This is a genomic window from Cupriavidus sp. IDO, assembly GCF_000812465.1.
In the GTDB taxonomy this organism is placed as follows: Bacteria; Pseudomonadota; Gammaproteobacteria; order Burkholderiales; family Burkholderiaceae; genus Cupriavidus.
The window spans coordinates 128,655-151,663 of record NZ_JWMA01000036.1 but is presented as its reverse complement, the minus strand read 5'-3'; the positions used below and the strand labels follow the sequence as shown (position 1 = coordinate 151,663).

At 63.3% G+C, this 23,009-nt stretch carries 21 protein-coding genes and 1 tRNA gene; 1 reads left to right on the top strand and 21 read right to left on the bottom strand.

What is annotated here, in order from left to right; translation table 11 throughout:
* Positions 1 to 15: 15 nt before the first annotated feature.
* The 14 genes from nuoG to RM96_RS12895 form a co-directional block, all read right to left on the bottom strand.
* Complete coding sequence (gene nuoG, locus RM96_RS12960) at positions 16 to 2,379, bottom strand: NADH-quinone oxidoreductase subunit NuoG (RefSeq protein ID WP_039010977.1); 2,364 nt, start codon at positions 2,377 to 2,379, stop codon at positions 16 to 18.
* Positions 2,380 to 2,391: 12 nt separating this feature from the next.
* Positions 2,392 to 3,687 (bottom strand): NADH-quinone oxidoreductase subunit NuoF, encoded by a 1,296-nt coding sequence (nuoF, locus tag RM96_RS12955; RefSeq protein ID WP_039010976.1) that lies wholly within the window; start codon positions 3,685 to 3,687, stop codon positions 2,392 to 2,394.
* 1 nt (position 3,688) lies between these two features.
* A complete protein-coding gene (gene nuoE / locus RM96_RS12950; protein WP_039011058.1) occupies positions 3,689 to 4,186 on the bottom strand; it encodes an NADH-quinone oxidoreductase subunit NuoE in 498 nt (165 codons plus the stop codon).
* Between the two features lie 179 nt (positions 4,187 to 4,365).
* Complete coding sequence (locus tag RM96_RS12945; RefSeq protein ID WP_039010975.1) at positions 4,366 to 5,619, bottom strand: NADH-quinone oxidoreductase subunit D; 1,254 nt, start codon at positions 5,617 to 5,619, stop codon at positions 4,366 to 4,368.
* A 9-nt stretch (positions 5,620 to 5,628) separates the two neighbouring features.
* Positions 5,629 to 6,228 carry an NADH-quinone oxidoreductase subunit C gene (locus RM96_RS12940; protein WP_039010974.1) on the bottom strand — a complete coding sequence of 200 codons (600 nt, stop codon included), beginning with the start codon at positions 6,226 to 6,228 and terminating at the stop codon, positions 5,629 to 5,631.
* Between the two features lies 1 nt (position 6,229).
* Positions 6,230 to 6,712, bottom strand: coding sequence for a NuoB/complex I 20 kDa subunit family protein (locus tag RM96_RS12935; RefSeq protein WP_011297145.1), 483 nt, complete (start codon positions 6,710 to 6,712; stop codon positions 6,230 to 6,232).
* A gap of 6 nt (positions 6,713 to 6,718) precedes the next feature.
* Complete coding sequence (locus RM96_RS12930) at positions 6,719 to 7,078, bottom strand: NADH-quinone oxidoreductase subunit A (RefSeq protein WP_039010973.1); 360 nt, start codon at positions 7,076 to 7,078, stop codon at positions 6,719 to 6,721.
* Between the two features lie 166 nt (positions 7,079 to 7,244).
* Positions 7,245 to 7,329 (bottom strand) — tRNA-Leu (locus RM96_RS12925).
* A gap of 187 nt (positions 7,330 to 7,516) precedes the next feature.
* Positions 7,517 to 7,879 (bottom strand): preprotein translocase subunit SecG, encoded by a 363-nt coding sequence (gene secG, locus RM96_RS12920; protein WP_039010972.1) that lies wholly within the window; start codon positions 7,877 to 7,879, stop codon positions 7,517 to 7,519.
* A 52-nt stretch (positions 7,880 to 7,931) separates the two neighbouring features.
* Positions 7,932 to 8,669, bottom strand: coding sequence for a triose-phosphate isomerase (gene tpiA, locus RM96_RS12915; protein WP_039010971.1), 738 nt, complete (start codon positions 8,667 to 8,669; stop codon positions 7,932 to 7,934).
* Between the two features lie 97 nt (positions 8,670 to 8,766).
* Positions 8,767 to 9,771, bottom strand: coding sequence for an NAD(P)H-quinone oxidoreductase (locus tag RM96_RS12910; protein WP_039010970.1), 1,005 nt, complete (start codon positions 9,769 to 9,771; stop codon positions 8,767 to 8,769).
* Between the two features lie 167 nt (positions 9,772 to 9,938).
* On the bottom strand, positions 9,939 to 12,110 hold the full coding sequence (gene pnp, locus RM96_RS12905; protein WP_039010969.1) for a polyribonucleotide nucleotidyltransferase: 2,172 nt from the start codon (positions 12,108 to 12,110) through the stop codon (positions 9,939 to 9,941).
* Between the two features lie 453 nt (positions 12,111 to 12,563).
* A complete protein-coding gene (rpsO, locus tag RM96_RS12900; RefSeq protein ID WP_010809136.1) occupies positions 12,564 to 12,833 on the bottom strand; it encodes a 30S ribosomal protein S15 in 270 nt (89 codons plus the stop codon).
* 150 nt (positions 12,834 to 12,983) lie between these two features.
* A complete protein-coding gene (locus RM96_RS12895) occupies positions 12,984 to 14,243 on the bottom strand; it encodes a branched-chain amino acid ABC transporter substrate-binding protein (protein ID WP_039010968.1) in 1,260 nt (419 codons plus the stop codon).
* Between the two features lie 203 nt (positions 14,244 to 14,446).
* On the opposite strand from RM96_RS12895, the gene RM96_RS12890 reads away from it, so the two are divergent.
* On the top strand, positions 14,447 to 14,968 hold the full coding sequence (locus tag RM96_RS12890; RefSeq protein WP_039010967.1) for a hypothetical protein: 522 nt from the start codon (positions 14,447 to 14,449) through the stop codon (positions 14,966 to 14,968).
* A gap of 122 nt (positions 14,969 to 15,090) precedes the next feature.
* On the opposite strand, the gene RM96_RS12885 is transcribed toward RM96_RS12890, so the two are convergent.
* The 7 genes from RM96_RS12885 to RM96_RS12855 form a co-directional block, all read right to left on the bottom strand.
* A complete protein-coding gene (locus RM96_RS12885; RefSeq protein WP_039010965.1) occupies positions 15,091 to 16,629 on the bottom strand; it encodes a 2-isopropylmalate synthase in 1,539 nt (512 codons plus the stop codon).
* 336 nt (positions 16,630 to 16,965) lie between these two features.
* Positions 16,966 to 17,469 carry a peptidoglycan-binding protein LysM gene (gene lysM / locus RM96_RS12880; RefSeq protein ID WP_039010964.1) on the bottom strand — a complete coding sequence of 168 codons (504 nt, stop codon included), beginning with the start codon at positions 17,467 to 17,469 and terminating at the stop codon, positions 16,966 to 16,968.
* A gap of 132 nt (positions 17,470 to 17,601) precedes the next feature.
* Positions 17,602 to 18,498, bottom strand: coding sequence for a CDP-diacylglycerol--serine O-phosphatidyltransferase (gene pssA / locus RM96_RS12875; protein ID WP_039010962.1), 897 nt, complete (start codon positions 18,496 to 18,498; stop codon positions 17,602 to 17,604).
* 25 nt (positions 18,499 to 18,523) lie between these two features.
* Complete coding sequence (locus RM96_RS12870) at positions 18,524 to 19,177, bottom strand: phosphatidylserine decarboxylase (RefSeq protein WP_039010960.1); 654 nt, start codon at positions 19,175 to 19,177, stop codon at positions 18,524 to 18,526.
* Between the two features lie 256 nt (positions 19,178 to 19,433).
* The gene (ilvC, locus tag RM96_RS12865; RefSeq protein WP_039010959.1) at positions 19,434 to 20,450 is read right to left on the bottom strand and encodes a ketol-acid reductoisomerase; all 1,017 of its coding nucleotides are present in this window, start codon (positions 20,448 to 20,450) and stop codon (positions 19,434 to 19,436) included.
* A gap of 123 nt (positions 20,451 to 20,573) precedes the next feature.
* Positions 20,574 to 21,065 (bottom strand): acetolactate synthase small subunit, encoded by a 492-nt coding sequence (gene ilvN, locus RM96_RS12860; RefSeq protein WP_010809144.1) that lies wholly within the window; start codon positions 21,063 to 21,065, stop codon positions 20,574 to 20,576.
* On the bottom strand, positions 21,065 to 22,825 hold the full coding sequence (locus RM96_RS12855; RefSeq protein WP_039010958.1) for an acetolactate synthase 3 catalytic subunit: 1,761 nt from the start codon (positions 22,823 to 22,825) through the stop codon (positions 21,065 to 21,067). The genes ilvN and RM96_RS12855 overlap by 1 nt, the downstream gene beginning before the upstream one ends.
* Positions 22,826 to 23,009 lie beyond the last annotated feature (184 nt).

Here is a 23,009-nt window from a genome sequence, read left to right as displayed (position 1 = left end):
TTCTCGCTCTTGTTCTTACGCCGTGGCCATGGCGCCGGTGGCCGGCGCCAGGTCGATGGCCTTCTCTACGGTGACCGTACCGAACATGCCGCCCAGCCCGATGGCGGCCGGCGTTGCCGCGGGCACGCGCACGGTGTTGGCCGGCAGCGTCGCTTCCAGCACGGCAGGCAACACCACGCTGCCCTGTCCTTGCGTGACGCGGACCGGGTCGCCCGACTGGATGCCCAGGCGTGCAAACAGGTCGGCCGGCAGCGCGATCTGCATGGCGCGGCGTGCGGCTGCGGTCAGCTGCAGCGAATCGGCGCGGCGCACGATCAGGTCGGCATGGTAGATGGGCACGTCGGCAATGCGTTCGATGCCGTTGGCGGCGGCGGCCGTCACGCGGATCGGCGCGTCGGTGCGGTTATCCAGCTGTGCCTCGACCGGGGCCGACAGCACTTCGGCACGGACCGACTCGGCGGTTTCGTAGTCGAAGCCAGCCACGTCGAGCAGGTTGCCCAGCACGCGCAGCACCTTCCAGCCCGGACGCGACTCACCCAGGGCGCGGACCACGCCGTTGAAGCTTTGCGGCTTGCCTTCGCAGTTGACGAAGGTGCCAGCGGTCTCGGTGAACGGCGTGACCGGCAGGATCACGTCGGCGTACTGCATGGCCGCTTCCGAACGGAACGGCGACAGCACCACCACGGTACCGGCCTGGGCCAGCGCGGCCAGCGCCTTGCCCGGGTCGGCAGCGTCGAACTCGGGTTCGGTATTCAGCAGCACGTAGGCCTTGCGCGGCGTGTCCAGCATGGCCTGCGCGTTTGCGCCGCCTTGCTTGGGCAGTGCGCCGGCAATATAGCCACCCACGGTGTTGGCAGCCTCGGTCAGGAAGCCCAGCGTGGCGCCGGTTTCCGTTGCGATCCACTGCGCCAGCGCGTGCAGCGCGGCGAATTGCGGGTGACGTACGGCCTCGTTGCCGAGGAACACGGCACGGCGTTCGCCCGACAGTAGCGCTTCCGCCACCTTGCGGGCGGCATCGCCACCTTCGAAACCATCGGTGCCGGCCGGGGCGGCTACGCCCTTGGCGGCGGCCACGGCACGGGCCACGCCGGCGAGCGCGGCGGTCCAGCCGGACGGTGCCACGTCGATGCGGGTAATGGGCATCAGCAGGTCTTCACCGCCGGCGCCCAGCACGGCTACGCGGGCACCCTTCTTGGTGGCCTGGCGAAGGCGCGAGGCCAGCAGCGGATGATCCTTGCGCAGCGACGAGCCGATCACCAGCACGCGTTGCAGCGTCGACACGTCCGCAACCGGCATGCCCAGCCACGGAGCACCCTTCAGCCCCGCCGAGAAATCGGACTGGCGCAGGCGGAAGTCGACATTGTCGCTGCCCAGGCCGCGCATCAGCTTGCCCAGCAGGTAGAGTTCTTCCAGCGTGCTGTGCGGGCTGGCCAGCGCGGCGATCTGGTCGGCGCCGTGATCGCGCCTGATGCTGGCGAGACCATTGGCCACGTATTCCAGCGCGGTCTGCCAGTCGGTTTCCATCCACTCGCCGCCCTGCTTGAGCAGCGGGCGGGTCAGACGGTCGGCGCTGTTCAGGCCTTCATACGAGAAGCGGTCCTTGTCGGAAATCCAGCACTCGTTGATGTCCTCGTTTTCCAGCGGCAGCACGCGCATCACGCGCTGGTTCTTGGTCTGCACGACCAGGTTCGCGCCCAGGCCGTCGTGCGGCGACACCGACTTGCGGCGTGCCAGTTCCCACGTACGGGCCGAATAGCGGAACGGCTTGCTGGTCAGCGCGCCGACCGGGCACAGGTCGATCATGTTGCCCGACAGCTCCGAGTCGACGGTTTGTCCGACGAAGGTCGTGATTTCGGAATGCTCGCCGCGGCCCAGCATGCCCAGCTCCATCACGCCGGCCACTTCCTGGCCGAAGCGCACGCAGCGGGTGCAGTGGATGCAGCGGGTCATCTCCTCCATGGAGATCAGCGGGCCCACGTTCTTGTGGAACACCACGCGCTTTTCTTCCTTGTAGCGCGACTCTGAAGCACCGTAGCCCACGGCCAGATCCTGCAGCTGGCATTCGCCGCCCTGATCGCAGATCGGGCAGTCGAGCGGGTGGTTGATCAGCAGGAATTCCATCACGGACTTCTGTGCCTTGACTGCCTTCTCCGAATTGGTGAAGACCTTCATGCCAGGGGTCACCGGCGTGGCGCAGGCGGGCAGCGCCTTGGGCGCCTTCTCGACCTCGACCAGGCACATGCGGCAGTTGGCCGCGATGGACAGTTTGCGGTGGTAGCAGAAGTGCGGAATGTAGGTGCCCAGCTTGTGGGCAGCTTCCATCACCAGGCTGCCTTCTGCAACCTCAACCTTCTTGCCGTCGATCTCTAGTTCAACCATGTTCTGCCACGCTTAGATGTAGGCCGGAACCATGCACTGCTTGTGTTCGACGTGATACTCGAACTCTTTCCAGTAGTGCTTGAGCATGCCGCGGACCGGCATCGCCGCGGCATCGCCGAGCGCGCAGATGGTGCGGCCCATGATGTTTTCCGCGACGTTATTGAGCAGGTCCAGGTCTTCCTGGCGCCCTTCTCCGTGTTCGATGCGATTGACCATGCGATACAGCCAGCCTGTGCCTTCGCGGCACGGCGTGCACTGGCCGCACGATTCCTCAAAGTAGAAATAGGACAGGCGCAGCAGCGAGCGGACCATGCAGCGCGTTTCGTCCATCACGATCACCGCGCCGGAGCCCAGCATCGAGCCGGCCTTGGCGATCGAGTCATAGTCCATGTCGGACGCCATCATCATCTCGCCCGGCACCACCGGCGCGGAGGAACCGCCCGGGATCACCGCCTTGATGCGCTTGCCGCCACGCATGCCGCCGGCCAGTTCCAGCAGCTTGGCGAACGGCGTGCCCAGCGGAATCTCGTAGTTGCCGGGACGCTCGACGTCGCCCGAGATCGAGAAGATCTTGGTGCCGCCGTTGTTCGGCTTGCCCATCTTCAGGTAGTTCTCGGGACCGACTGCCAGCAGGAACGGCACCGCGGCAAACGTTTCCGTGTTGTTGATGGTGGTCGGCTTGCCGTACAGGCCGAAGCTCGCCGGGAAAGGCGGCTTGAAGCGCGGCTGGCCCTTCTTGCCTTCGAGCGATTCCAGCAGCGCGGTTTCCTCGCCGCAGATGTAGGCGCCGTAGCCGTGGTGCGCGTGCAGCTGGAAATCAAAGCCCGAACCCAGGATGTTGTCACCCAGGAAGCCGGCAGCGCGCGCCTCTTCGAGGGCTTCCTCGAAGATCTTGTATTCGTTCCAGATTTCGCCGTGGATGTAGTTGTAGCCCACGGTAATGCCCATCGCGTACGCACCGATGGCCATGCCTTCGATCAGCGCGTGCGGGTTGTAGCGGATGATGTCGCGGTCCTTGAACGTGCCCGGCTCGCCCTCGTCGGTATTGCAGACGAGGTACTTCTGGCCCGGGAACGTGCGGGGCATGAAGCTCCACTTCAGGCCGGTCGGGAAGCCCGCACCACCACGGCCGCGCAGGCCCGAGGCCTTGACGTCCGCAATGACCTGCTCGGGGGCGATCTTCTCGGTCAGGATGCGCTTGAGTTGCTGGTAGCCGCCGCGCTTGACGTAGTCTTCGAGGTGCCAGTTCTTGCCATCCAGGCCAGCCAGGATCAGCGGCTGGATATGACGGTCGTGCAGACAGGTCATGTTACTTGTCCCCCTTGGCAGCTTCGGACTTCAGCTCGTCAACGAGCGCGTCGAGCCTGGCGTCACTCATGAAGCTGCACATGCGGGTGTTATTGACGATCATCACCGGGGCGTCGCCGCATGCGCCCATGCATTCGCCCTCTTTCAGGGTGAAGCAGCCGTCCGCGGTGGTTTCGTTGTAGTCGATCCCGAGCTTGCGCTTCAGGTAGTCGCCAGCCCGCTCGCCGCCCGACAGGGCGCACGGCAGGTTGGTGCAGACGGCGAGCTTGAATTTGCCCACCGGCTTGGTGTCGTACATGTTGTAGAACGTGGCCACCTCTTCCACCCACACGGGCGGCATGTCGAGGTAGCTCGCGACGAACTGCATGACTTCCGGTGAAACCCAGCCCACCTCGCCCTGCGCCACGGCAAGCGCCGCCATCACGGCCGACTGCTTCTGGTCGGCCGGATACTTCGCGATCGCGCGATCGATTTCCTTGAGAGCTTCTGCTGATAGCATGGTCATTGCAGTCATACGGCGGAGGCTGCGCACTGGGCGCCCATCCGCGAGTTTGCAGCCGTCGCTGCTGTTCCGCCGGCAGGCCTCAGGCCGTGCCGGTCCGCCGCGGTTTTCCGGTCGCCCCGGTCTGGGGCAGCCTGGAAAGCGCCCGGATCGTCGTCCGGGCCGGCGGTCCGTGATTAGCGGTCGATCTCTCCGAAGACGATGTCTTGCGTGCCGATGATCGTTACCGCGTCAGCAATCATGTGTCCCTTGGCCATCTCGTCGAGGGCCGCCAGATGGGGGAAGCCAGGCGCGCGAATCTTCAGGCGGTACGGCTTGTTCGCGCCGTCCGAGATCGCATAGATGCCAAACTCGCCCTTCGGGTGTTCCACTGCAGCGTAGGCTTCGCCTTCCGGCACGTGGAAGCCTTCCGTGAAGAGCTTGAAGTGGTGAATCAGCTCTTCCATGTTCGACTTCATATCCACGCGCGGCGGCGGCGCAACCTTGTGGTTGTCGCTGATCACCGGGCCCGGATTGCGGCGCAGCCATTCAACGCACTGCTTGATGATGCGGTTTGACTGGCGCATCTCTTCCACGCGCACCAGGTAGCGGGCATAGCAGTCGCCGCCCACGCCGACGGGCACGTCGAAGTCCATCTTGTCGTACACCTCGTAGGGCTGCTTCTTGCGCAGGTCCCACTCGATGCCAGAGCCACGCAGCATCGGACCGGTGAAGCCCATCTGCAGTGCACGCTCCGGGCTGACCACGCCGATATTGACCAGGCGTTGCTTCCAGATCCGGTTGTCGGTCAGCAGCGTCTCGTATTCGTCGACGTACTTCGGGAACCGGTTGGTGAAGTCTTCGATGAAGTCCAGCAGCGAGCCCGAACGCGCTTCGTTCATGGCCTTGATGGCACGCTCGTTGTGGACTTTGGAGGCACGATATTGCGGCATCGTGTCAGGCAGGTCGCGATAGACGCCGCCCGGACGATAGTAGGCCGCGTGCATGCGCGCGCCCGACACCGCTTCGTACATATCGAACATATCCTCACGCTCGCGGAACGCATAGAGGAACACCGCCATCGCGCCAACGTCCAGCGCGTGCGCGCCGATCCACATCAAATGGTTCAGCAGGCGGGTGATTTCGTCGAACATCACGCGGATGTATTGCGCGCGGATCGGCACTTCCAGACCCAGCAGGCGCTCGATCGCCATCACATAGGCGTGCTCGTTGACCATCATCGACACATAGTCGAGACGATCCATGTAAGGCACGCTCTGGATCCAGGTCCTGGTTTCGGCCAGCTTCTCGGTGGCACGATGCAGCAGGCCGATATGCGGGTCGGCGCGCTGAATGACTTCGCCGTCCAGTTCCAGCACCAGGCGCAGCACGCCGTGCGCGGCCGGATGTTGCGGGCCGAAGTTGAGGGTGTAATTCTTGATGTCTGCCATGGCGCGTTCTCAGTGCTGCAAGCCGCCGTAGTTTTCCTCGCGGATCACGCGGGGCGTGATTTCGCGCGGATCGATCGTGACCGGCTGGTAGATCACCCGCTTCTGTTCCGGGTCGTAGCGCATTTCGACGAAGCCGGAGACCGGGAAGTCCTTGCGGAACGGATGGCCGACGAAGCCATAGTCGGTCAGGATGCGGCGCAGGTCCGGGTGGCCTTCGAACACGATGCCGTAGAAATCGAAGGCTTCGCGCTCGAACCAGTTCACCGTGTTCCACACGTCGATCAGGCTGGCCAGCACAGGGAAATCGTCATCCGGGGCAAACACGCGCACGCGCAGGCGCCAGTTGTGGGTAATCGACAGCAGGTGCGAGACGGCAGCAAAGCGCGGGCCGTCCCAGGCACCGTCGCCGTACTCGGAATAGTCCACGCCGCACAGGTCGATCAGCTGCTCGAAACGCAGCGAGGGATCGTCGCGCAGGATGCGAGCGGTTTCCAGGTAGTCGTCGGACTTGACGATCAGCGTGAGTTCGCCGGTCGCCTCGATCAGTTTCTGCACGCGCTTGCCGAGAGCCTTCTCGAGCGCGGCCTTGAGGGTATCGAGCTTCGCCATTTCAGCCCTTGCGCGCGATGGTGTTGGTACGCTTGATCTTGTTCTGCAGCTGGATGACGCCGTAGATCAGCGCTTCGGCCGTCGGCGGGCAGCCCGGCACGTAGATATCCACCGGCACGATCCGGTCGCAGCCACGCACCACCGAGTACGAATAGTGGTAGTAGCCGCCGCCGTTGGCGCACGAGCCCATCGAGATCACCCAGCGCGGTTCCGCCATCTGGTCGTAGACCTTGCGCAGCGCGGGGGCCATCTTGTTGCACAGCGTGCCGGCCACGATCATCACGTCCGACTGGCGCGGCGACGGGCGAAACACCACGCCGAAGCGGTCCAGGTCATAGCGCGCGGCGCCGGCATGCATCATTTCCACGGCACAGCAGGCCAGGCCGAAGGTCATCGGCCACAGCGACCCGGTGCGGGTCCAATTGATCAGCTTGTCAGCGGTAGTCGTGACGAAGCCTTCGTTGAGAACGCCTTCGATTGCCATTTCACATCACTCCCAATCGAGCGCGCCCTTTTTCCAGATGTAGACGAAGCCCACGATGAATTCCAGCAGAAACACGCCCATGGCGATGAAACCCGCCCAGCCGATGTCCCTCAGGGCTACACCCCAGGGAAACAGGAACGCGGTTTCGAGATCGAACAGGATAAACAGGATGGCGATGAGGTAGTAGCGCACATCGAACTTCATGCGCGCATCCTCGAACGCTTCGAAGCCGCACTCGTATGGGGACAGCTTCGCGGGATCTGGTTTGTTCGGACCGAGGATCCGACCAATCGACATCAGTGCCACGCCGAGCACGACACCGAAGATGATGAAGATGAGGACGGGGAAATAGGCTTCGAGATTCAAGGTACGGCCAGCCTTATCTGGAATGTTGTCAACAGCACCAGCTGAAGCGGCGTCCTGTTGCCCACCCCAGGCGCTAAGCCATGAGAATCACGGCGCGCCGCCTTGCGGACTGCCGGAGCCCCACACCCGGGAGCATTGCCCGGACAGGGACTCCGATCAAGTTGTTTGGTGCCGACGGCGAGACTCGAACTCGCACAGCTTTCGCCACTACCCCCTCAAGATAGCGTGTCTACCAATTTCACCACGTCGGCTGGGGGAGAAACAATATTGCCTGGCGCCGAGTTTTCAGGCCCTTCAGAGCTTTTGCAGAGGCCTTCGCCCTTGCTCAAGCCCCATCGCTGGGGAATCGTTTCAAGCCTTGCATTCTAACCCAAGATTCCAGTTTTGTTCAACGCACAACTGCAAAAAAACTCAGGAATCCGCCACAAGGCCGTTTGATTATTTCGGTACAGCAGGGGCTGCCGGAGCCGAAGCCGCGGTAGCTGCTGCCGGCGCGGAAGCACCGGCCGGAGCGGGCGCCGTTGCCGGAGCCGCGCCCATCACGCCCAGCGACGCAGTGGGCTTGTAGTTACCCAGCATCGTCAGGCTCAGCGTACAGATAAAGAACAAGGTGGCCAGCACCGCCGTGGTACGCGACAGGAAGTTTGCCGAACCGGTTGCGCCGAACAGGCTGCCGGACGCACCGGAACCGAATGCCGCGCCGACATCGGCGCCCTTGCCATGCTGGATCAGCACGAGGCCAATCACGCCCAGCGCCGACAACACCTGCAACACCACCAACAAAGTCTTGAAGATTGCCATTTGATTTAAATAAGCTCTACTTGCCCTATCGGACGATTGGAACGGCCGGTATTCAGGCGTTACCGATCGCGAGAAAATCTTCCGACTTCAGCGAGGCGCCGCCAATCAGCCCCCCGTCGATGTCGGCCATCGAAAACAGCTCGGCCGCGTTGTCCGGCTTCACGCTGCCGCCGTACAGGATCGCCATGCGATCGGCCACACCGGCGTCGCGCGCGCGCACCGTGCCGCGCAGGAATGCGTGGACCGCCTGCGCCTGCTCGCTGGTCGCGGTCTTGCCGGTGCCGATCGCCCACACAGGTTCGTAGGCCAGCACGACGCGGCTCAACTGCTCGACCGACAGCGCCTCGAGCACGGCCTGCAACTGGCGACCAACAACCACCTCAGTCTCGCCCGCCTCGCGCTGCGCCAGCGTCTCGCCCACGCAGATCACCGGCACGATGCCGAATTCCAGCGCACGCAGCGCCTTGGCGGCAACGGCCTGGTCCGTCTCACCGTGATAGGTGCGGCGCTCGGAGTGACCGACCAGCACGTAAGTGCTGCCAAACTCACCCAGCATGGACGCAGCCACTTCGCCGGTGAAGGCGCCACGCGCCTCCGCCGACACATCCTGTGCGCCCCAGGCCACTTGAGAGCCATTCAGCAACGCCTGGCACTGTGCAAGATAGGGGAATGGCGCACATACCGCCAGCCGCGCGCGCGACGACGCGGCCTTGATTCCCTCCAGCAGTGCCGCGTTGGCGGCAAGGCTGCCGTGCATCTTCCAGTTACCGATGACGAGCTTTTGTCTCACGAAGTGCCCCTCCCAAATCAAACCCACTATTGTAGCGTGTGGCAGGGGCCCGGCGCTACCGCCCGATCGGCAATTCGGCGCAGCAGATTCCGCAGCCTTACCAGGTCAGCACAATCTTGCCGATGTGCTCGCTGGATTCCATCAGCCGGTGGGCATCAGCGGCCTGGGCTGCCGGAAACACCTGGTGGATGACCGGCTTGATCTTGCCGGCAGCCAGCAGTGGCCAGACGTGCTGATGCAGAGCCTGTGCAATCTGCCCCTTGAAGGCAGCCGGTCGCGGACGCAGCGTGGATCCGGTCACGGTAATGCGACGGCGGAGGATGTCCCCCAGAGGAATCTCGGCCTTGGCGCCGCCGAGCAGCGCGATGATGACAATGCGGCCGTCATCGGCAATGCATTTCAGTTCGCGAGCGAGGTAGGATCCGGCGACCATGTCGAGGATGACATCGACGCCCTTCCCTTCCGTCAGCGCAGCGACCTCGGCCACGAAGTCCTGCGTCTTGTAGTTGATCGCGCGGTCGGCGCCGAGTGCCTCGCAGGCCTTGCACTTCTCGTCGCTGCCGGCCGTCACGAACACCTTGAAGCCGAGCGCCTTGGCGATCTGGATGGCGGTTGTGCCGATGCCGCTGGAGCCGCCCTGGATCAGCAGCGTCTCGCCCTTGCCGCGCGGGCCCTGCCCCAGGTAGCCGCGATCGAACACATTGCTCCAGACGGTGAAGAACGTTTCGGGCAGCGCCGCGGCCTCGATGTCGCTCAGGCCGGCCGGCACTGGCAGGCACTGCGCCACGGGGGCGGTACACAGCTGCGCGTAGCCGCCACCCTGCACGAGTGCGCACACGCGATCGCCCACCTTCAGGCCGAAGCGGTTATCGGCACTGGCCAGGTCGCCACCGACCACCACGCCGGCAACTTCCAGACCAGGCAGATCCGATGCACCCGGCGGAACCGGATAGTTGCCGGTGCGCTGGAACACATCAGGGCGGTTCACCCCTGCCGCGGCGACGCGGATGAGGATCTCGCCCGCGCCGGGGACCGGGTCAGGCCGCTGCGTCTCCTGCAGGACTTCCGGGGCGCCGTATTCGCGGATCTCGATGGCTTGCATTGCTGCTCCTGTTTCGTTTTCTGTTGTGCGAGGCGCCTGCTGCAACGCGTTCGCGACTGGGTCGGTGCGAGCATTTGCTCGGGCTGCCGGCAGTGTAAACAAAAAAACGGCTGGACATCGCCAGCCGTTTTTCCGTGGAGCCGCCTTGCGGCGGCGCCAGTTGCAGCTTACTGCTGCTGATCCGACGGGGTCGCCGGCGCAGCGGGTGCAGCTTCGCCCGCATTGATCGGGCTGATGCTGCCGCCCTCTTCCGCCAGTGCCGCCTTCAGCGACAGGCGCAGACGGCCCTTCTCGTCAGCCTGGATCAGCTTGACGCGAACGTGCTGGCCTTCCTTCAGCCAGTCCTTGATGTCCTTCACACGCTCGTTGACGATTTCCGAGATGTGCAGCAGGCCATCCTTGCCCGGCAGAATGTTGACGATGGCACCAAAGTCCAGCAGCTTGAGCACGGTACCGGCGTAGATCTTGCCCACTTCGGCTTCGGCGGTGATGCCTTCGATGCGGCGCTTGGCTTCGGCCATGCCATCGGTCGAGGTCGAGGCGATGGTGATCGTGCCGTCTTCCTGGATATCGATGGTGGTGCCGGTTTCCTTGGTCAGCGCCTGGATGGTCGAGCCGCCCTTGCCGATCACTTCGCGGATCTTGTCCGGATGGATCTTCATGGTGATCATGCGCGGCGCGTGCGCTGACAGCTCGGTGCGGGCGTGGCCCATCGCTTCCTGCATCTTGTGCAGGATGTGCAGACGGCCTTCCTTGGCCTGCGCCAGCGCGACCTGCATGATCTCCTTGGTAATGCCCTGGACCTTGATGTCCATCTGCAGCGCGGTGATGCCGTTGTCGGTACCCGCCACCTTGAAGTCCATGTCGCCCAGGTGATCTTCGTCACCCAGAATGTCGGTCAGCACGGCGAACTTGTTGCCTTCCAGGATCAGGCCCATGGCCACGCCGGCCACGTGCGCCTTCACCGGAACGCCGGCGTCCATCAGTGCCAGGCAGCCGCCGCAGACGGAAGCCATCGACGACGAGCCGTTCGATTCGGTGATTTCCGAAACCAGGCGGATGGTGTAAGCGAACTCGTCATCCTTCGGCAGCACCGGAATCAGCGCGCGCTTGGCCAGACGGCCGTGGCCGATTTCACGGCGCTTCGGGCTGCCCACGCGACCGGTTTCGCCGGTGGCGAACGGAGGCATGTTGTAGTGGAGCATGAAGCGGTCACGGTATTCGCCGGCCAGTGCGTCGATGATCTGCTCATCGCTCTTGGTGCCGAGGGTCGCAACCACCAGCGCCTGGGTTTCACCACGGGTGAACAGCGCCGAGCCGTGCGCGCGCGGCAGCACCGACGAGCGGATCTCGATCGGGCGAACGGTGCGGGTGTCGCGGCCGTCGATACGCGGCTCGCCTGCCAGCACCTGGCCGCGCACGATCTTGGCTTCCAGGTCGAACATGATGTTGCCGACTTCCACCTTGTCGGCTTCCACACCAGCTTCAGCCAGTGCGGCCGTCACGCTGGCGGACACTTCCTTCAGCTTCTGGCTGCGGGCCGACTTCTGGCGCAGCTGATAGGCTTCCTGCAGCAGCGGCAGCGCAACTTCGGTGACCTTGGCAATCAGCGCCTCGTTCTTGGCGGCCGGCGCCCAGTCCCACTCGGGCTTGCCACCCTCGCGCACCAGCTCATGGATCGCATTGATCGCGATCTGCATCTGCTCGTGGCCATAGACCACGGCGCCCAGCATCACGTCTTCCGACAGCTGGTTGGCTTCCGATTCCACCATCAGCACGGCGCGCTCGGTACCGGCGACCACCAGGTCCAGGTCCGAGGCAGCGAGCTGCGAGCGGGTCGGGTTCAGCAGGTACTGGCCATCCTTGTAGCCAACGCGCGCAGCGCCGACCGGGCCGTTGAACGGAATGCCCGACACGGCCAGCGCGGCCGAGGCGCCGATCAGCGCGGGGATGTCAGCCGGCACTTCCGGGTTGATCGACACGACGTGCACGACAACCTGCACGTCGTTGTAGAAGCCTTCCGGGAAGAGCGGGCGCAGCGGACGGTCGATCAGGCGCGAGGTCAGCGTCTCGTTTTCCGACGGACGGCCTTCACGCTTGAAGAAACCACCGGGGATCTTGCCGGCAGCGTAAGTCTTTTCGATGTAGTCGACGGTCAGCGGGAAGAAGTCCTGGCCCGGCTTCGGGCTCTTGGCTGCCACCACGGTAGCCAGCACCACGGTGTCTTCGATATCGACCAGCACGGCACCGCCAGCCTGACGGGCGATTTCGCCGGTTTCCATGCGGACCGTATGCTGGCCCCACTGGAATTGCTTGACGACTTTATTGAACATGGACATGAGCGTTCCTTGATGCTTGCGTGCACGCATGCCGGTAATGCATGGCGTGCAATGCCTGCGCTAGCAGCCGCAGGCGAACTGCCGGAGAGTTGCCGGTCGCAGTCTCAGGGAAGTGCTATGCCATTCCAGCGCGATACCGTTGGGCACCCTCGGTGCAACGTCGGCGATATCGCCCTGGAATGACACAAAGCCCTGTTTCCTTGGCCGGCTCCGGTTTCCAAAACAAAGAAAAGAACAGAATAACTTACTCCGTTGCAGGCCTTGCCGCAACGGGCATCGGGGAGGCACAGGCCCGGCCCGAAAGTGAAGCAAAAATCACCAACGCTGACTGACGCCTGAACAAAAGCCGGCGCCAGAAATGCAAAATGCCTGCATCAGCAACGCTGACGCAGGCATTGTGGCCTCACGCGAAACCGTGCAAACCCAGGATTCGCGCTGCCATCCGGCCGTTCCTTACTTGCGCAGACCCAGCTTTTCGATCAGGGCGCGGTAACGGTCGGCGTCGTTGGACTTGAGGTAGTCCAGCAGGCGACGACGACGGCTCACCATGCGCAGCAGACCGCGGCGGCTGTGGTGATCCTTCATGTTGGCCTTGAAGTGCGGGGTCAGTTCGTTGATGCGGGTGGTCAGCAGGGCCACTTGCACTTCGGGGCTGCCAGTGTCGTTGGCGCCACGGGCGAACTGCTTGATGACTTCGGACTTGTTGATATCGGCGACTGCCATGATGATTTCCTTTCACTTGCGAACGCTGCAGCGCGGAATGCGCCACTTGCGTCGTGCCTTTGCTAATCAGGCAACTACCGCCTTCCGGCCAGGGCCAGCGGACGGCAGCCGCGGATTATAACGGAAATCCCCTCCGGGGAGAACCCAGGCTCAAGGGCGCTCCATGCGGCAGGTAGTGGGAAGCGTCGTCTGCGCCGCCTTGAGCTTCCGAACCGTCCGGAAACCATAGCCCGAGCCCTCATTGTCGAACCGGACCGCTCGGCCCTGCTTCTCCATCACGGAAACATATAGCGGTTGCAGCACCTGGTGGTCGTCGGGGCGCACGGTAGCCTCATGGAAATCATTGACGTAACGCATCTGCTCCAGCGCGCGTGCAACCCGCACGGCATCGGTGGTTCCAGCCTGTTCGATCGCGCGCGCCAGCATTTCCACCATCATCTGCATACGCAGATGAACGTAGTCGTCCTTGGGATCCGGGTAGCGGGCACGGAATTGCTGGTAGAACGCGTCAGATGCGGCACCGCCCACGTTCGGATGCCACTCGGCCACCGCCAGCACCTGGCCGACACCCGCATCGCCCATCGCCGCCGGCGCACCCAGGCCATTGCCATAGAAGGTGTAGAACCTGGCGCGCAGGCCGCCCTCGCGCGCGGCCTTGACCATCAGGGTCAGGTCGTTGCCCCAGTTGCCGGTGATCACGGCGTCGGCGCCGCTTGCCTTGATCTTGGCGACGTACGGGGCAAAATCCTTGATCTTGCCGATCGGATGGAATTCGTCGCCGACGATCTGTATATCAGGCCGCTTGGTTGCCAGCATTTCGCGGGCCGATCGCGCCACCTGATGGCCGAAGCTGTAGTCCTGGTCGATCAGGTAGACGCGGCGCACGGCGCGGTCCTCCCGGATCACCTCGGTCAGCGCCTGCATGCGCATATCCGCGCTGGCATCGAAGCGGAAATGCCAGAAGCTGCAGTTCTCATTGGTCAGGCTGGGGTCGACCGCCGAGTAGTTCAGGAACAGCACCCGGGCATCAGGCTGGCGAGCGTTGTGCCGATTGATGGCAGCCACCAGCGCCCCGGCGACGGCCGAGCTGTTGCCCTGGAGGACAAAGGGAATGCGCTTGTCGACCAGTGCGCGGAACTGGATCAGGCTTTCGTCGACATTGCCCTTGCTGTCGAAGGTAACCAGCTCAAGCGGCCGCTGCCCCTCCGCTGTCTTCACCCCGCCGCGCGCATTAACGCGATCGATCGCGATCCGGAGATTGCGCACGACAGCTTCGCCCGCGTTCGCGAACGGGCCGGACAGGCCATCGATCATGCCGAGCCGGATCGGTTCCTGCGCGCCAACTGCGGCCGATACCGCCAGCAGCAGACTGCCTGCCAACCATCGCAAACGATTCGATCCAGCCTTCATTGCACCTCTCCAGGAAAGCGCTGGATGGTAAGACAGGCGCCCGCCCTGGGCAACACAACGACAAATCCGGGGCAGAGGGAAAGATGATGGCAGTTAGCGCCAGTTCGCGGGAAGAATCACAAAAAGGAACGCTGAATGCACACGACTGATCGCACCCCACTACACTCACGCTGTTGCGTTATCGCGTCCCAGGAGGTCAATGCATGAAAACCGTTTCCCGTCGCGCCGCCCGTTGGCTGGTCGTCGCGCTGGCGACCGCGCTCTCGGCCTGCACCACGCTGCTTCCGGTACAGGAGGGACAAAAGCTGATCGGGTCGCCCCAGAGCGCCGTTCAGGCGCGCTTCGGGCAGCCAACTGATGTGTTCAATCTGCCGGACGGCACCACGCGCTGGATCTACTCCAAACAACCGCTGGGCCAGCAGGCCTATGCTGCGGATTTCGATCGAAACGGCAGCCTGACCCAGTTCCGCAACATGCTGGAAACGCAGGAGCTGTACAAGGCCAGGGTCGGCACCTGGACCAGACAGGATGTGCTGGAGCACTACGGCAGGACGCGCGAGCCCATCCAGTACTACCCGCTGATGAAGCGCGAGGTCTGGAGCTACCGGTTCCGCCATGAGAACCTCTGGCCATCGCTCTTCAATTTCTACTTTGATGACAGCGGCGTCCTGCGCCAGACCCAGATCACGCCGGATCCACTCAATGACCCCGATCGGCGCCGCTGAGCAAAACGGGCTGCTGCCAATCGCGCATCCATGAAAAAGCCCGCCATTCCCGGATAGGGAATGGCGGGCTGGTTCGGATGCTCAGGCCTGATAAGCCTTTCGCCACCTGCGCAGATCGCGGGTCAGATCTGCGGGTTGATCTTCTGCACGGCCTTGTCGTGCAGCTTGTTCAGGGCCGCCAGGTAAGCCTTGGCCGATGCCGCGACGATGTCCGGATCGGTGCCGACGCCGTTGACGATACGGCCGGCCTTGGACAGGCGCACAGTCACTTCGCCCTGGGCCTGGGTGCCGGTGGTGATGGCATTGACCGAATACAGCACCAGTTCCGCGCCGCTGTTGACCTTGCCTTCGATGGCATGCAGCGTGGCGTCGACCGGGCCGTTGCCCTCGCCTTCGCCCGTCATTTCCTGACCGTCCATGTTGAACACGACCTTCGCATGCGGGCGCTCGCCGGTTTCCGAATGCTGCGACAGCGAGATGAAACGATAGTGCTCGTTGGCGTCATGCGCCTCGTCAGAGACGATCGCGACGATGTCTTCGTCGAAGATCTCGGCCTTCTGGTCGGCCAGCTCCTTGAAGCGAGTGAAGGCGGCGTTGACTTCGCTCTCGCTGTCGAGCTCGATGCCGAGCTCCTGCAGGCGCTGCTTGAAAGCATTGCGGCCGGAGAGCTTGCCCAGCACGATCTTGTTCGCGCTCCAGCCCACGTCCTCGGCGCGCATGATTTCGTAGGTGTCGCGCGCCTTGAGCACGCCGTCCTGGTGGATGCCGGAAGCATGCGCAAAGGCGTTGGCACCGACCACGGCCTTGTTCGGCTGCACCACGAAACCGGTGATCTGCGAGACCAGCTTGGAGGCAGGCACGATCTGCGTGGTGTCGATGCCGACGTCGAGGTCGAAGTAATCGCGGCGGGTCTTCACCGCCATCACCACTTCTTCAAGGCTGGTGTTGCCGGCACGTTCGCCCAGGCCGTTGATCGTGCACTCGATCTGGCGCGCGCCGCCGAGCTTGACTGCTGCCAGCGAGTTCGCCACGGCCATGCCGAGGTCGTTGTGGCAGTGCACCGACCAGACCGCCTTGTCGGAATTGGGGATGCGTTCGCGCACCGAGCGGATCAGGTCGGCGTAGCCTTCCGGCACCGCATAACCCACGGTATCCGGCAGGTTGATCGTGGTGGCGCCTTCGGCGATCACGCCTTCCAGCACGCGGCAGAGGAAGTCCATGTCCGAGCGGCTGCCGTCTTCCGGCGAGAACTCGATGTCGTCGGTGAACTGGCGCGCGAAGCGCACGGCGAGACGGGCCTGCTCATACACCTGGTCAGGGGTCATGCGCAGCTTCTTCTCCATGTGCAGCGCCGATGTGGCGATGAACGTATGGATACGGAAGGAATTGGCAGGCTTGAGCGCCTCGGCCGCGCGGGCGATGTCCTTGTCGTTGGCGCGGGCCAGCGAGCAGATGGTCGAGTCCTTGACGGTCTGCGCGATGGCGCGGATGGCTTCGAAGTCACCGTTGGAGCTTGCCGCAAAGCCGGCCTCGATCACGTCGACCTTCAGGCGTTCCAGCTGGCGCGCGATGCGGATCTTTTCCTCGCGGGTCATGGAGGCGCCGGGCGATTGTTCGCCGTCACGCAAGGTGGTGTCGAAAATGATGAGTTTGTCAGACATTTGTGGAGCTCCTGTACTTTATCGTGTGCTGTCCCCGACATCTGCCGCCGGGGATTTCCGCTTGTCCCGCTGTCCGCGAAAGTGGAATGCAAAACGCCCCGGCGTGCAAAGATGCAGGCCGGGGCGTTGAAAAAATTCCTTGCGGATTTCGCGCTAAGGGTGAGTCTTGTCCTTAGCGCGCGCGCGTCCCGACCTGATGGCGTAGTAGGCCACCTAGGCTGGTGCGGGCGAGTAGGACTTGGCGCGAAATCATGTGAGCGACTATAGCCGAGTTGGCGCGTGTGTGCAACACAGGGATTGCGCCAGCGCGCCCCGCGGCTATGTGTGTCCGGACACTCAGCCCTTGGGAGGGATGCGCAGCTTCTGGCCCGGGTAGATCTTGTCGGGATGGGTCAGCATGGGCTGGTTGGCTTCGAAGATCCGGTTGTACTCCGCGCCGTTGCCGTAAGCCGCCTGCGAAATCGCCCACAGCGTGTCACCCTTTACCACGGTATGCCACTGGGACTCGGCGGAGTCCACGTTGACCGACATCTTGTCCTCTACCTTGTCCACGCCTTCGACATTGCCGCAGCAGAGGATGATCTTCTCGCGCGTGGCCTGGTCGGGCGCCACGCCGAATACCGTGACCAGTCCCTGGGAACCATCCACCTGCACCATCAGGCCGGTGGCATCGAGCCCCATTTTATTGATGTAGGCCTCGATGGCGTCGCCCGCGGCGCGGTTGGCGGCGTCAACCTTCTCTGCCGAGGCATCCGCCGCGGCCGCGTCCTGGGCGGCCTTGGCCTCGCCGCTGCCGAACAGCTTTTCACCCGCTTCCTTGATGAAGTCGAACATACCCATGACATTCTCCTGACGGTGAGTGGAAAACACTGCAGAGTGCCACGCCTTCCTGGCCGCGGCATGAAAACAATTGTGAATTTCCTGGTCCTGCAAAGCACGAAGGGCGCCGCAGCGCCCTTCCCTTCCCGCAACTCAGGAAATCTTGCTTCCGTTGTCGCGCTGCTTCTTCACTCCGCCCGGCTGGCCGTGCAAGGCACGCCACCCCCAGAGCAGGTAACCCGAGATCGCGTAGGCCACGAACAGGCCGAACAACGCAACCGGCGGATCGGTCGAAACCACCACGAACAGAACGAGCACAAGCACCATCATGCCGAACGGCACGCGGTACCGCACGTCGAGCGCCTTGCCGCTATAGAACGGCGCATTCGACACCATCGAAAGCCCCGCATACAGCGTGATGCCGAACGCCACCCACGGCATCCACAGCTCCTTGACCGGCAGCTTGTTGTCGATCACCAGCCAGACGAAGCCCGCCACCAGCGCAGCGGCTGCCGGACTCGGCAGGCCCTGGAAAAAGCGCTTGTCGACCACGCCGATATTGGCGTTGAAGCGGGCCAGCCGCAGCGCGGCGCATGTGCAGTAGACAAAGGCCGCGATCCAGCCCCACTTGCCTAGGTCATGCAGGATCCATTCGTACATCACCAGCGCCGGCGCGACGCCAAACGAGGTCATGTCGGACAGCGAGTCGTATTGCTCGCCGAACGCGCTCTGGGTATTGGTGATGCGGGCCACGCGGCCGTCCATGCCATCGAGCACCATGGCGGCGAAGATCGCGATGGCGGCCACATCGAAGCGCATGTTCATCGCCTGGACGATGGCGAAGAAGCCGGCAAATAGCGCAGCGGTCGTAAATGCGTTGGGCAGCAGGTAGATGCCGCGCCGGCGCGGACGCACGTACTCGATATCGTGATCGTCGGCCGCTTCGTCGTCGAAATCCTCCGCGCCGCGCAACTGGTTGTGGCGGAACGGCCGCAGGTGGGTCACATTGCCGTTGCTGGCCCGCTTGTTACGTCGGTTGAAGGCAACCATCGCGTTCTCCTGGTCGGACCGGCGCTTACTTCTGCTCATCCAGCTCGGCAAGAATCGTCGACGATGCCGATACTTTCTCGCCAATCGTGACGCGCGGACGCGCGTCCAGCGGCAGATACACGTCAACCCGCGAGCCGAAGCGGATAAAGCCATAGCGCTGGCCGCGCGACAGGTTGTCGCCCACCTTGGTGTAGCACAGGATACGTCGCGCCACCAGGCCGGCCACCTGCACCAGCGTGACCAGCTGGCCGTCCGCGACGCGGCGAATCACGACGGCATTGCGTTCGTTCTCGCTCGACGCCTTGTCCAGGTCGGCGTTAACAAACTTGCCAGCGAAATATTCGAGCTTCTCGACCTTGCCATCCACCGAAGCGCGGTTCGAGTGCACGTTGAACACGTTCATGAACACGCTGATCTTCAGCGCCTCACGCCCGGCATAAGGATCCTGCACCTTCTCGACGGACACGATGCGGCCATCGGCCGGCGCCAGCACGGCGTTCGGCTGCGACGGGATCGGCCGCGGCGGATCGCGGAAGAATTGCAGCACGAACAGCGTGATGATCCACAGCGGCAATGCCCACCAGAAGCCCGCACTGGCATGCACCAGCAGCGAGATGACAAAGGCGCCGGCCAGGAACGGCCAGCCTTCACGGGCGATCAGCGGATGAGGATAGTTCATGCAGTGCTTGTTTCGGGTTGTACAAAGAGGCACGCCAGCGCGCTTTTTGCGCCGGGCCGTGACCAGGATGCAATATGGCTGCCAGGGCAGTGCTGCGGGCAGGATAAGGCACGCCTTGCCTGAAGTCTGACAAGGATAACAAAAAGCCGTTCAGGCTCCGCGCGAATCCCTTCTGACTATAGAAGGCATGGCGCGAAACGCTGAACGGCCCCGGCCTGCCGCCGGACGGCGGCAGGCCATCAGACTGGCTGGCAGCTTAGTTCTTCGACTGGTCGACCATCTTGTTCTTGGCAATCCACGGCATCATCGCACGCAGCTTGGCACCCACTTCTTCGATCTGGTGCTCGGCGGTCAGGCGGCGGCGCGAGCTCAGGGTCGGAGCGCCGGCCTTGTTCTCGAGCAGGAAGCTCTTAGCGTATTCGCCGGTCTGGATGTCCTTCAGGCACTGCTTCATCGCCTTCTTGGTCTCTTCGGTCACGACGCGCGGACCGGTGACGTATTCGCCGTATTCCGCGTTGTTCGAGATCGAGTAGTTCATGTTGGCGATGCCGCCTTCATAAATCAGGTCGACGATCAGCTTCAGTTCGTGCAGGCACTCGAAGTAGGCCATTTCCGGCGCGTAGCCGGCTTCCACCAGCGTCTCGAAGCCGGCCTTGATCAGCTCGACGGTACCGCCGCACAGCACGGCCTGTTCGCCGAACAGGTCGGTTTCGGTTTCTTCGCGGAAGTTGGTCTCGATGATGCCGGCACGGCCGCCGCCATTGGCGGTGGCATACGACAGGGCGATGTCACGGGCAGCGCCGGACTTGTTCTGGTGCACGGCGATCAGGTGCGGCACGCCGCCACCTTGCGTGTAAGTGGCGCGCACGGTGTGGCCCGGTGCCTTCGGCGCGATCATGATGACGTCGAGGTCGGCACGCGGCACCACGGCACCGTAGTGCACGTTGAAGCCGTGGGCAAAGGCCAGCGCTGCGCCTTCCTTGATGTTGGCGTGCACTTCGTTCTTGTAGACGTCGGCGATCTGCTCGTCCGGCAGCAGGATCATGACCACGTCGGCGCCCTTCACGGCCTCGGCCACTTCCTTGACTTGCAGGCCTGCGTTCACGGCCTTGTTCCACGACGCGCCGCTCTTGCGCAGGCCGACCGTCACGTTGACGCCCGAATCCTTCAGGTTCAGCGCGTGGGCGTGGCCCTGCGAGCCATAGCCGATGATGGTGACGTTCTTGCCCTTGATCAGCGAGAGGTCGGCGTCCTTGTCGTAAAACACTTTCATGATAAATCCTTCAGTCTCAATTTTTGTATGAGGGAGGCAGCGTCATCTGTCGCATCGTGTGCGCCCGGGTCGCGCCGCCGGGGGGATACTGCTTGAATCTGTGTGTGCGTCCGGTGAAGCCGGTCAGACCTTCAGGATGCGTTCGCCGCGGCCGATGCCAGAGCCGCCGGTACGGACGGTCTCCAGGATCGCGGTGCGGTCGATCGCATCGAGGAACGCATCGAGCTTGACGCCGTTGCCGGTCAGCTCGATGGTGTAGGTCTTCTCGGTCACGTCGATGATGCGGCCGCGGAAGATATCGGCGGTGCGCTTCATTTCCTCGCGTTCCTTGCCGACGGCGCGCACCTTGACGAGCATCAGCTCGCGCTCGATATGCGCGCCTTCGGTCAGGTCGACCACCTTGACCACTTCCACCAGGCGGTTCAGGTGCTTGGTGATCTGTTCGATCACGTCATCCGAGCCGGAGGTGACGATCGTCATGCGCGACAGCGAGGCGTCCTCGGTAGGCGCCACCGTCAGCGTCTCGATGTTGTAGCCACGAGCCGAGAACAGGCCGACCACGCGCGACAGCGCGCCCGGTTCGTTTTCCAGCAGGACCGAAATGATGTGTCGCATTACAGGTCCTCCGCGCCGAGCAGCATTTCGGAAATGCCCTTGCCTGCCTGGACCATCGGCCAGACGTTTTCGGTGGGATCGGTCTGGAAATCCAGGAACACGGTGCGGTCCTTCAGGCGGAATGCCTCGCGCAGGGCGGGCTCGACGTCGGCAGTCTTCTCGACACGCATGCCGATGTGCCCGTAGGCCTCGGCCAGCTTGACGAAGTCAGGCAGCGCGTCCATGTAGGAATGCGAGTAACGATTGTCGTACTCGATCTCCTGCCACTGGCGCACCATGCCCAGATAGCCGTTGTTGAGCGAGCAGATCTTCACCGGGGTGTCGTACTGCAGGCAGGTCGACAGCTCCTGGATGCACATCTGGATCGAGCCTTCGCCGGTGATCGTGACGACTTCCTTGTCCGGGAATGCCTTCTTGATGCCCATCGCGTACGGCAGGCCCACACCCATCGTGCCCAGGCCGCCGGAGTTGATCCAGCGGCGCGGCTCGTTGAACTTGTAGAACTGCGCGGCCCACATCTGGTGCTGGCCGACGTCCGAGCAGATGAAGGCATCGCCATGGGTCAGTTCCCAGATCTTTTCCACCACGTACTGCGGCTTGATGATCTCGGAGCTGCGGTCGTACTTCAGGCAATCCACCGAGCGCCATTGCTCGATCTGGTCCCACCACCTGGCCAGGGCCTCGCGCTTGGGCTTGACCTCGCTGGCCTGGAGCTGGGCGATCAGTTCCTGCAGCACGTCCTTGACGTTGCCGACGATGGGGATATCCACCTTGACGCGCTTCGAGATCGACGACGGGTCGATGTCGATATGGATGATCTTGCGCGCCTGCGATGTGAAGTGCGCCGGGTTGCCGATCACGCGGTCATCGAAGCGGGCACCGATCGCGATCAGCACGTCGCAGTTCTGCATGGCCATGTTGGCTTCATACGTGCCGTGCATGCCTAGCATGCCGACGAACTGCTTGCTGGTACCGGGGAACGAGCCCAGGCCCATCAGCGTGTTGGTGACCGGATGGCCGGTGATCGCCGCCAGCTGGCGCAGCTCGTCGCTGGCATTGGCCAGCACCACGCCGCCGCCGGCATAGATATACGGACGTTCGGCACCCTGCAGCAGCGCCACAGCCTTGCGGATCTGGCCCGAGTGACCCTTGTTCACCGGGTTGTACGAGCGCATGTCGATCGACTTGGGGTACTCGTACTTGCAGGAATTGCGGGAAACGTCCTTGGGAATATCCACCACCACCGGGCCCGGACGGCCGGTAGCTGCAATGAAGAACGCCTTCTTGATGGTCGCCGCGAGATCGCGCACGTCCTTCACCAGGAAGTTGTGCTTGACGATCGGGCGCGTAATGCCGACCGTGTCGCACTCCTGGAACGCATCCTGGCCAATGGCGTGGGTCGGCACGTTGCCGGTGATCACCACCATCGGGATCGAGTCGAGATAGGCCGTGGCAATGCCGGTGACGGCATTGGTCACGCCGGGACCCGAGGTCACCAGGGCGACGCCCACCTTGCCGGTTGCCCGTGCATAGCCGTCTGCGGCGTGAACCGCGGCCTGCTCGTGGCGCACCAGGATGTGCTCGAACTTCTTTTGCTTGTGGAGCTCGTCGTAGATATACAGCACTGCGCCGCCGGGGTAGCCCCAGACGTACTCGACGCCTTCTTCGGCAAGTGCGTGAACGAGAATTTCCGCCCCGATCATTTCGGGTGCGGCAGATGAATTGCTGTCTGCGTGGAATTCCGCGCTGGGCATGTTCATTTCAGTCCTTTGCAATTTTCGGCAAAAAATTGTTTGGATGCTCTCTGCCGGGCTTGTGGCACGGGTTCAAGCGGTGCGCGTCTGCATGGAAGACCGCCTCATAAGCGGCCGGATGAGACAACCACTGATGTCGTGAACCGCTGATGATACTGCAATGCACCAGCGCGGTCTACGGTCTTTTGCT

Coding starts and splice junctions, on each gene's coding strand:
- RM96_RS12895 (WP_039010968.1), bottom strand. CDS start 14,243: ATGAAGGCTGGATCGAATCGTTTGCGATGGTTGGCAGGCAGTCTGCTG.
- ilvN (WP_010809144.1), bottom strand. CDS start 21,065: ATGCGACACATCATTTCGGTCCTGCTGGAAAACGAACCGGGCGCGCTG.
- nuoG (WP_039010977.1), bottom strand. CDS start 2,379: ATGGTTGAACTAGAGATCGACGGCAAGAAGGTTGAGGTTGCAGAAGGC.
- nuoE (WP_039011058.1), bottom strand. CDS start 4,186: ATGCTATCAGCAGAAGCTCTCAAGGAAATCGATCGCGCGATCGCGAAG.
- rpsO (WP_010809136.1), bottom strand. CDS start 12,833: ATGGCAGTCGCCGATATCAACAAGTCCGAAGTCATCAAGCAGTTCGCC.
- RM96_RS12885 (WP_039010965.1), bottom strand. CDS start 16,629: ATGTCTGACAAACTCATCATTTTCGACACCACCTTGCGTGACGGCGAA.
- RM96_RS12910 (WP_039010970.1), bottom strand. CDS start 9,771: ATGCAAGCCATCGAGATCCGCGAATACGGCGCCCCGGAAGTCCTGCAG.
- RM96_RS12945 (WP_039010975.1), bottom strand. CDS start 5,619: ATGGCAGACATCAAGAATTACACCCTCAACTTCGGCCCGCAACATCCG.
- RM96_RS12935 (WP_011297145.1), bottom strand. CDS start 6,712: ATGGCAATCGAAGGCGTTCTCAACGAAGGCTTCGTCACGACTACCGCT.
- RM96_RS12855 (WP_039010958.1), bottom strand. CDS start 22,825: ATGAACATGCCCAGCGCGGAATTCCACGCAGACAGCAATTCATCTGCC.
- lysM (WP_039010964.1), bottom strand. CDS start 17,469: ATGGGTATGTTCGACTTCATCAAGGAAGCGGGTGAAAAGCTGTTCGGC.
- secG (WP_039010972.1), bottom strand. CDS start 7,879: ATGGCAATCTTCAAGACTTTGTTGGTGGTGTTGCAGGTGTTGTCGGCG.
- pnp (WP_039010969.1), bottom strand. CDS start 12,110: ATGTCCATGTTCAATAAAGTCGTCAAGCAATTCCAGTGGGGCCAGCAT.
- RM96_RS12890 (WP_039010967.1), top strand. CDS start 14,447: ATGAAAACCGTTTCCCGTCGCGCCGCCCGTTGGCTGGTCGTCGCGCTG.
- nuoF (WP_039010976.1), bottom strand. CDS start 3,687: ATGACCTGTCTGCACGACCGTCATATCCAGCCGCTGATCCTGGCTGGC.
- RM96_RS12940 (WP_039010974.1), bottom strand. CDS start 6,228: ATGGCGAAGCTCGATACCCTCAAGGCCGCGCTCGAGAAGGCTCTCGGC.
- pssA (WP_039010962.1), bottom strand. CDS start 18,498: ATGGTTGCCTTCAACCGACGTAACAAGCGGGCCAGCAACGGCAATGTG.
- RM96_RS12870 (WP_039010960.1), bottom strand. CDS start 19,177: ATGAACTATCCTCATCCGCTGATCGCCCGTGAAGGCTGGCCGTTCCTG.
- ilvC (WP_039010959.1), bottom strand. CDS start 20,450: ATGAAAGTGTTTTACGACAAGGACGCCGACCTCTCGCTGATCAAGGGC.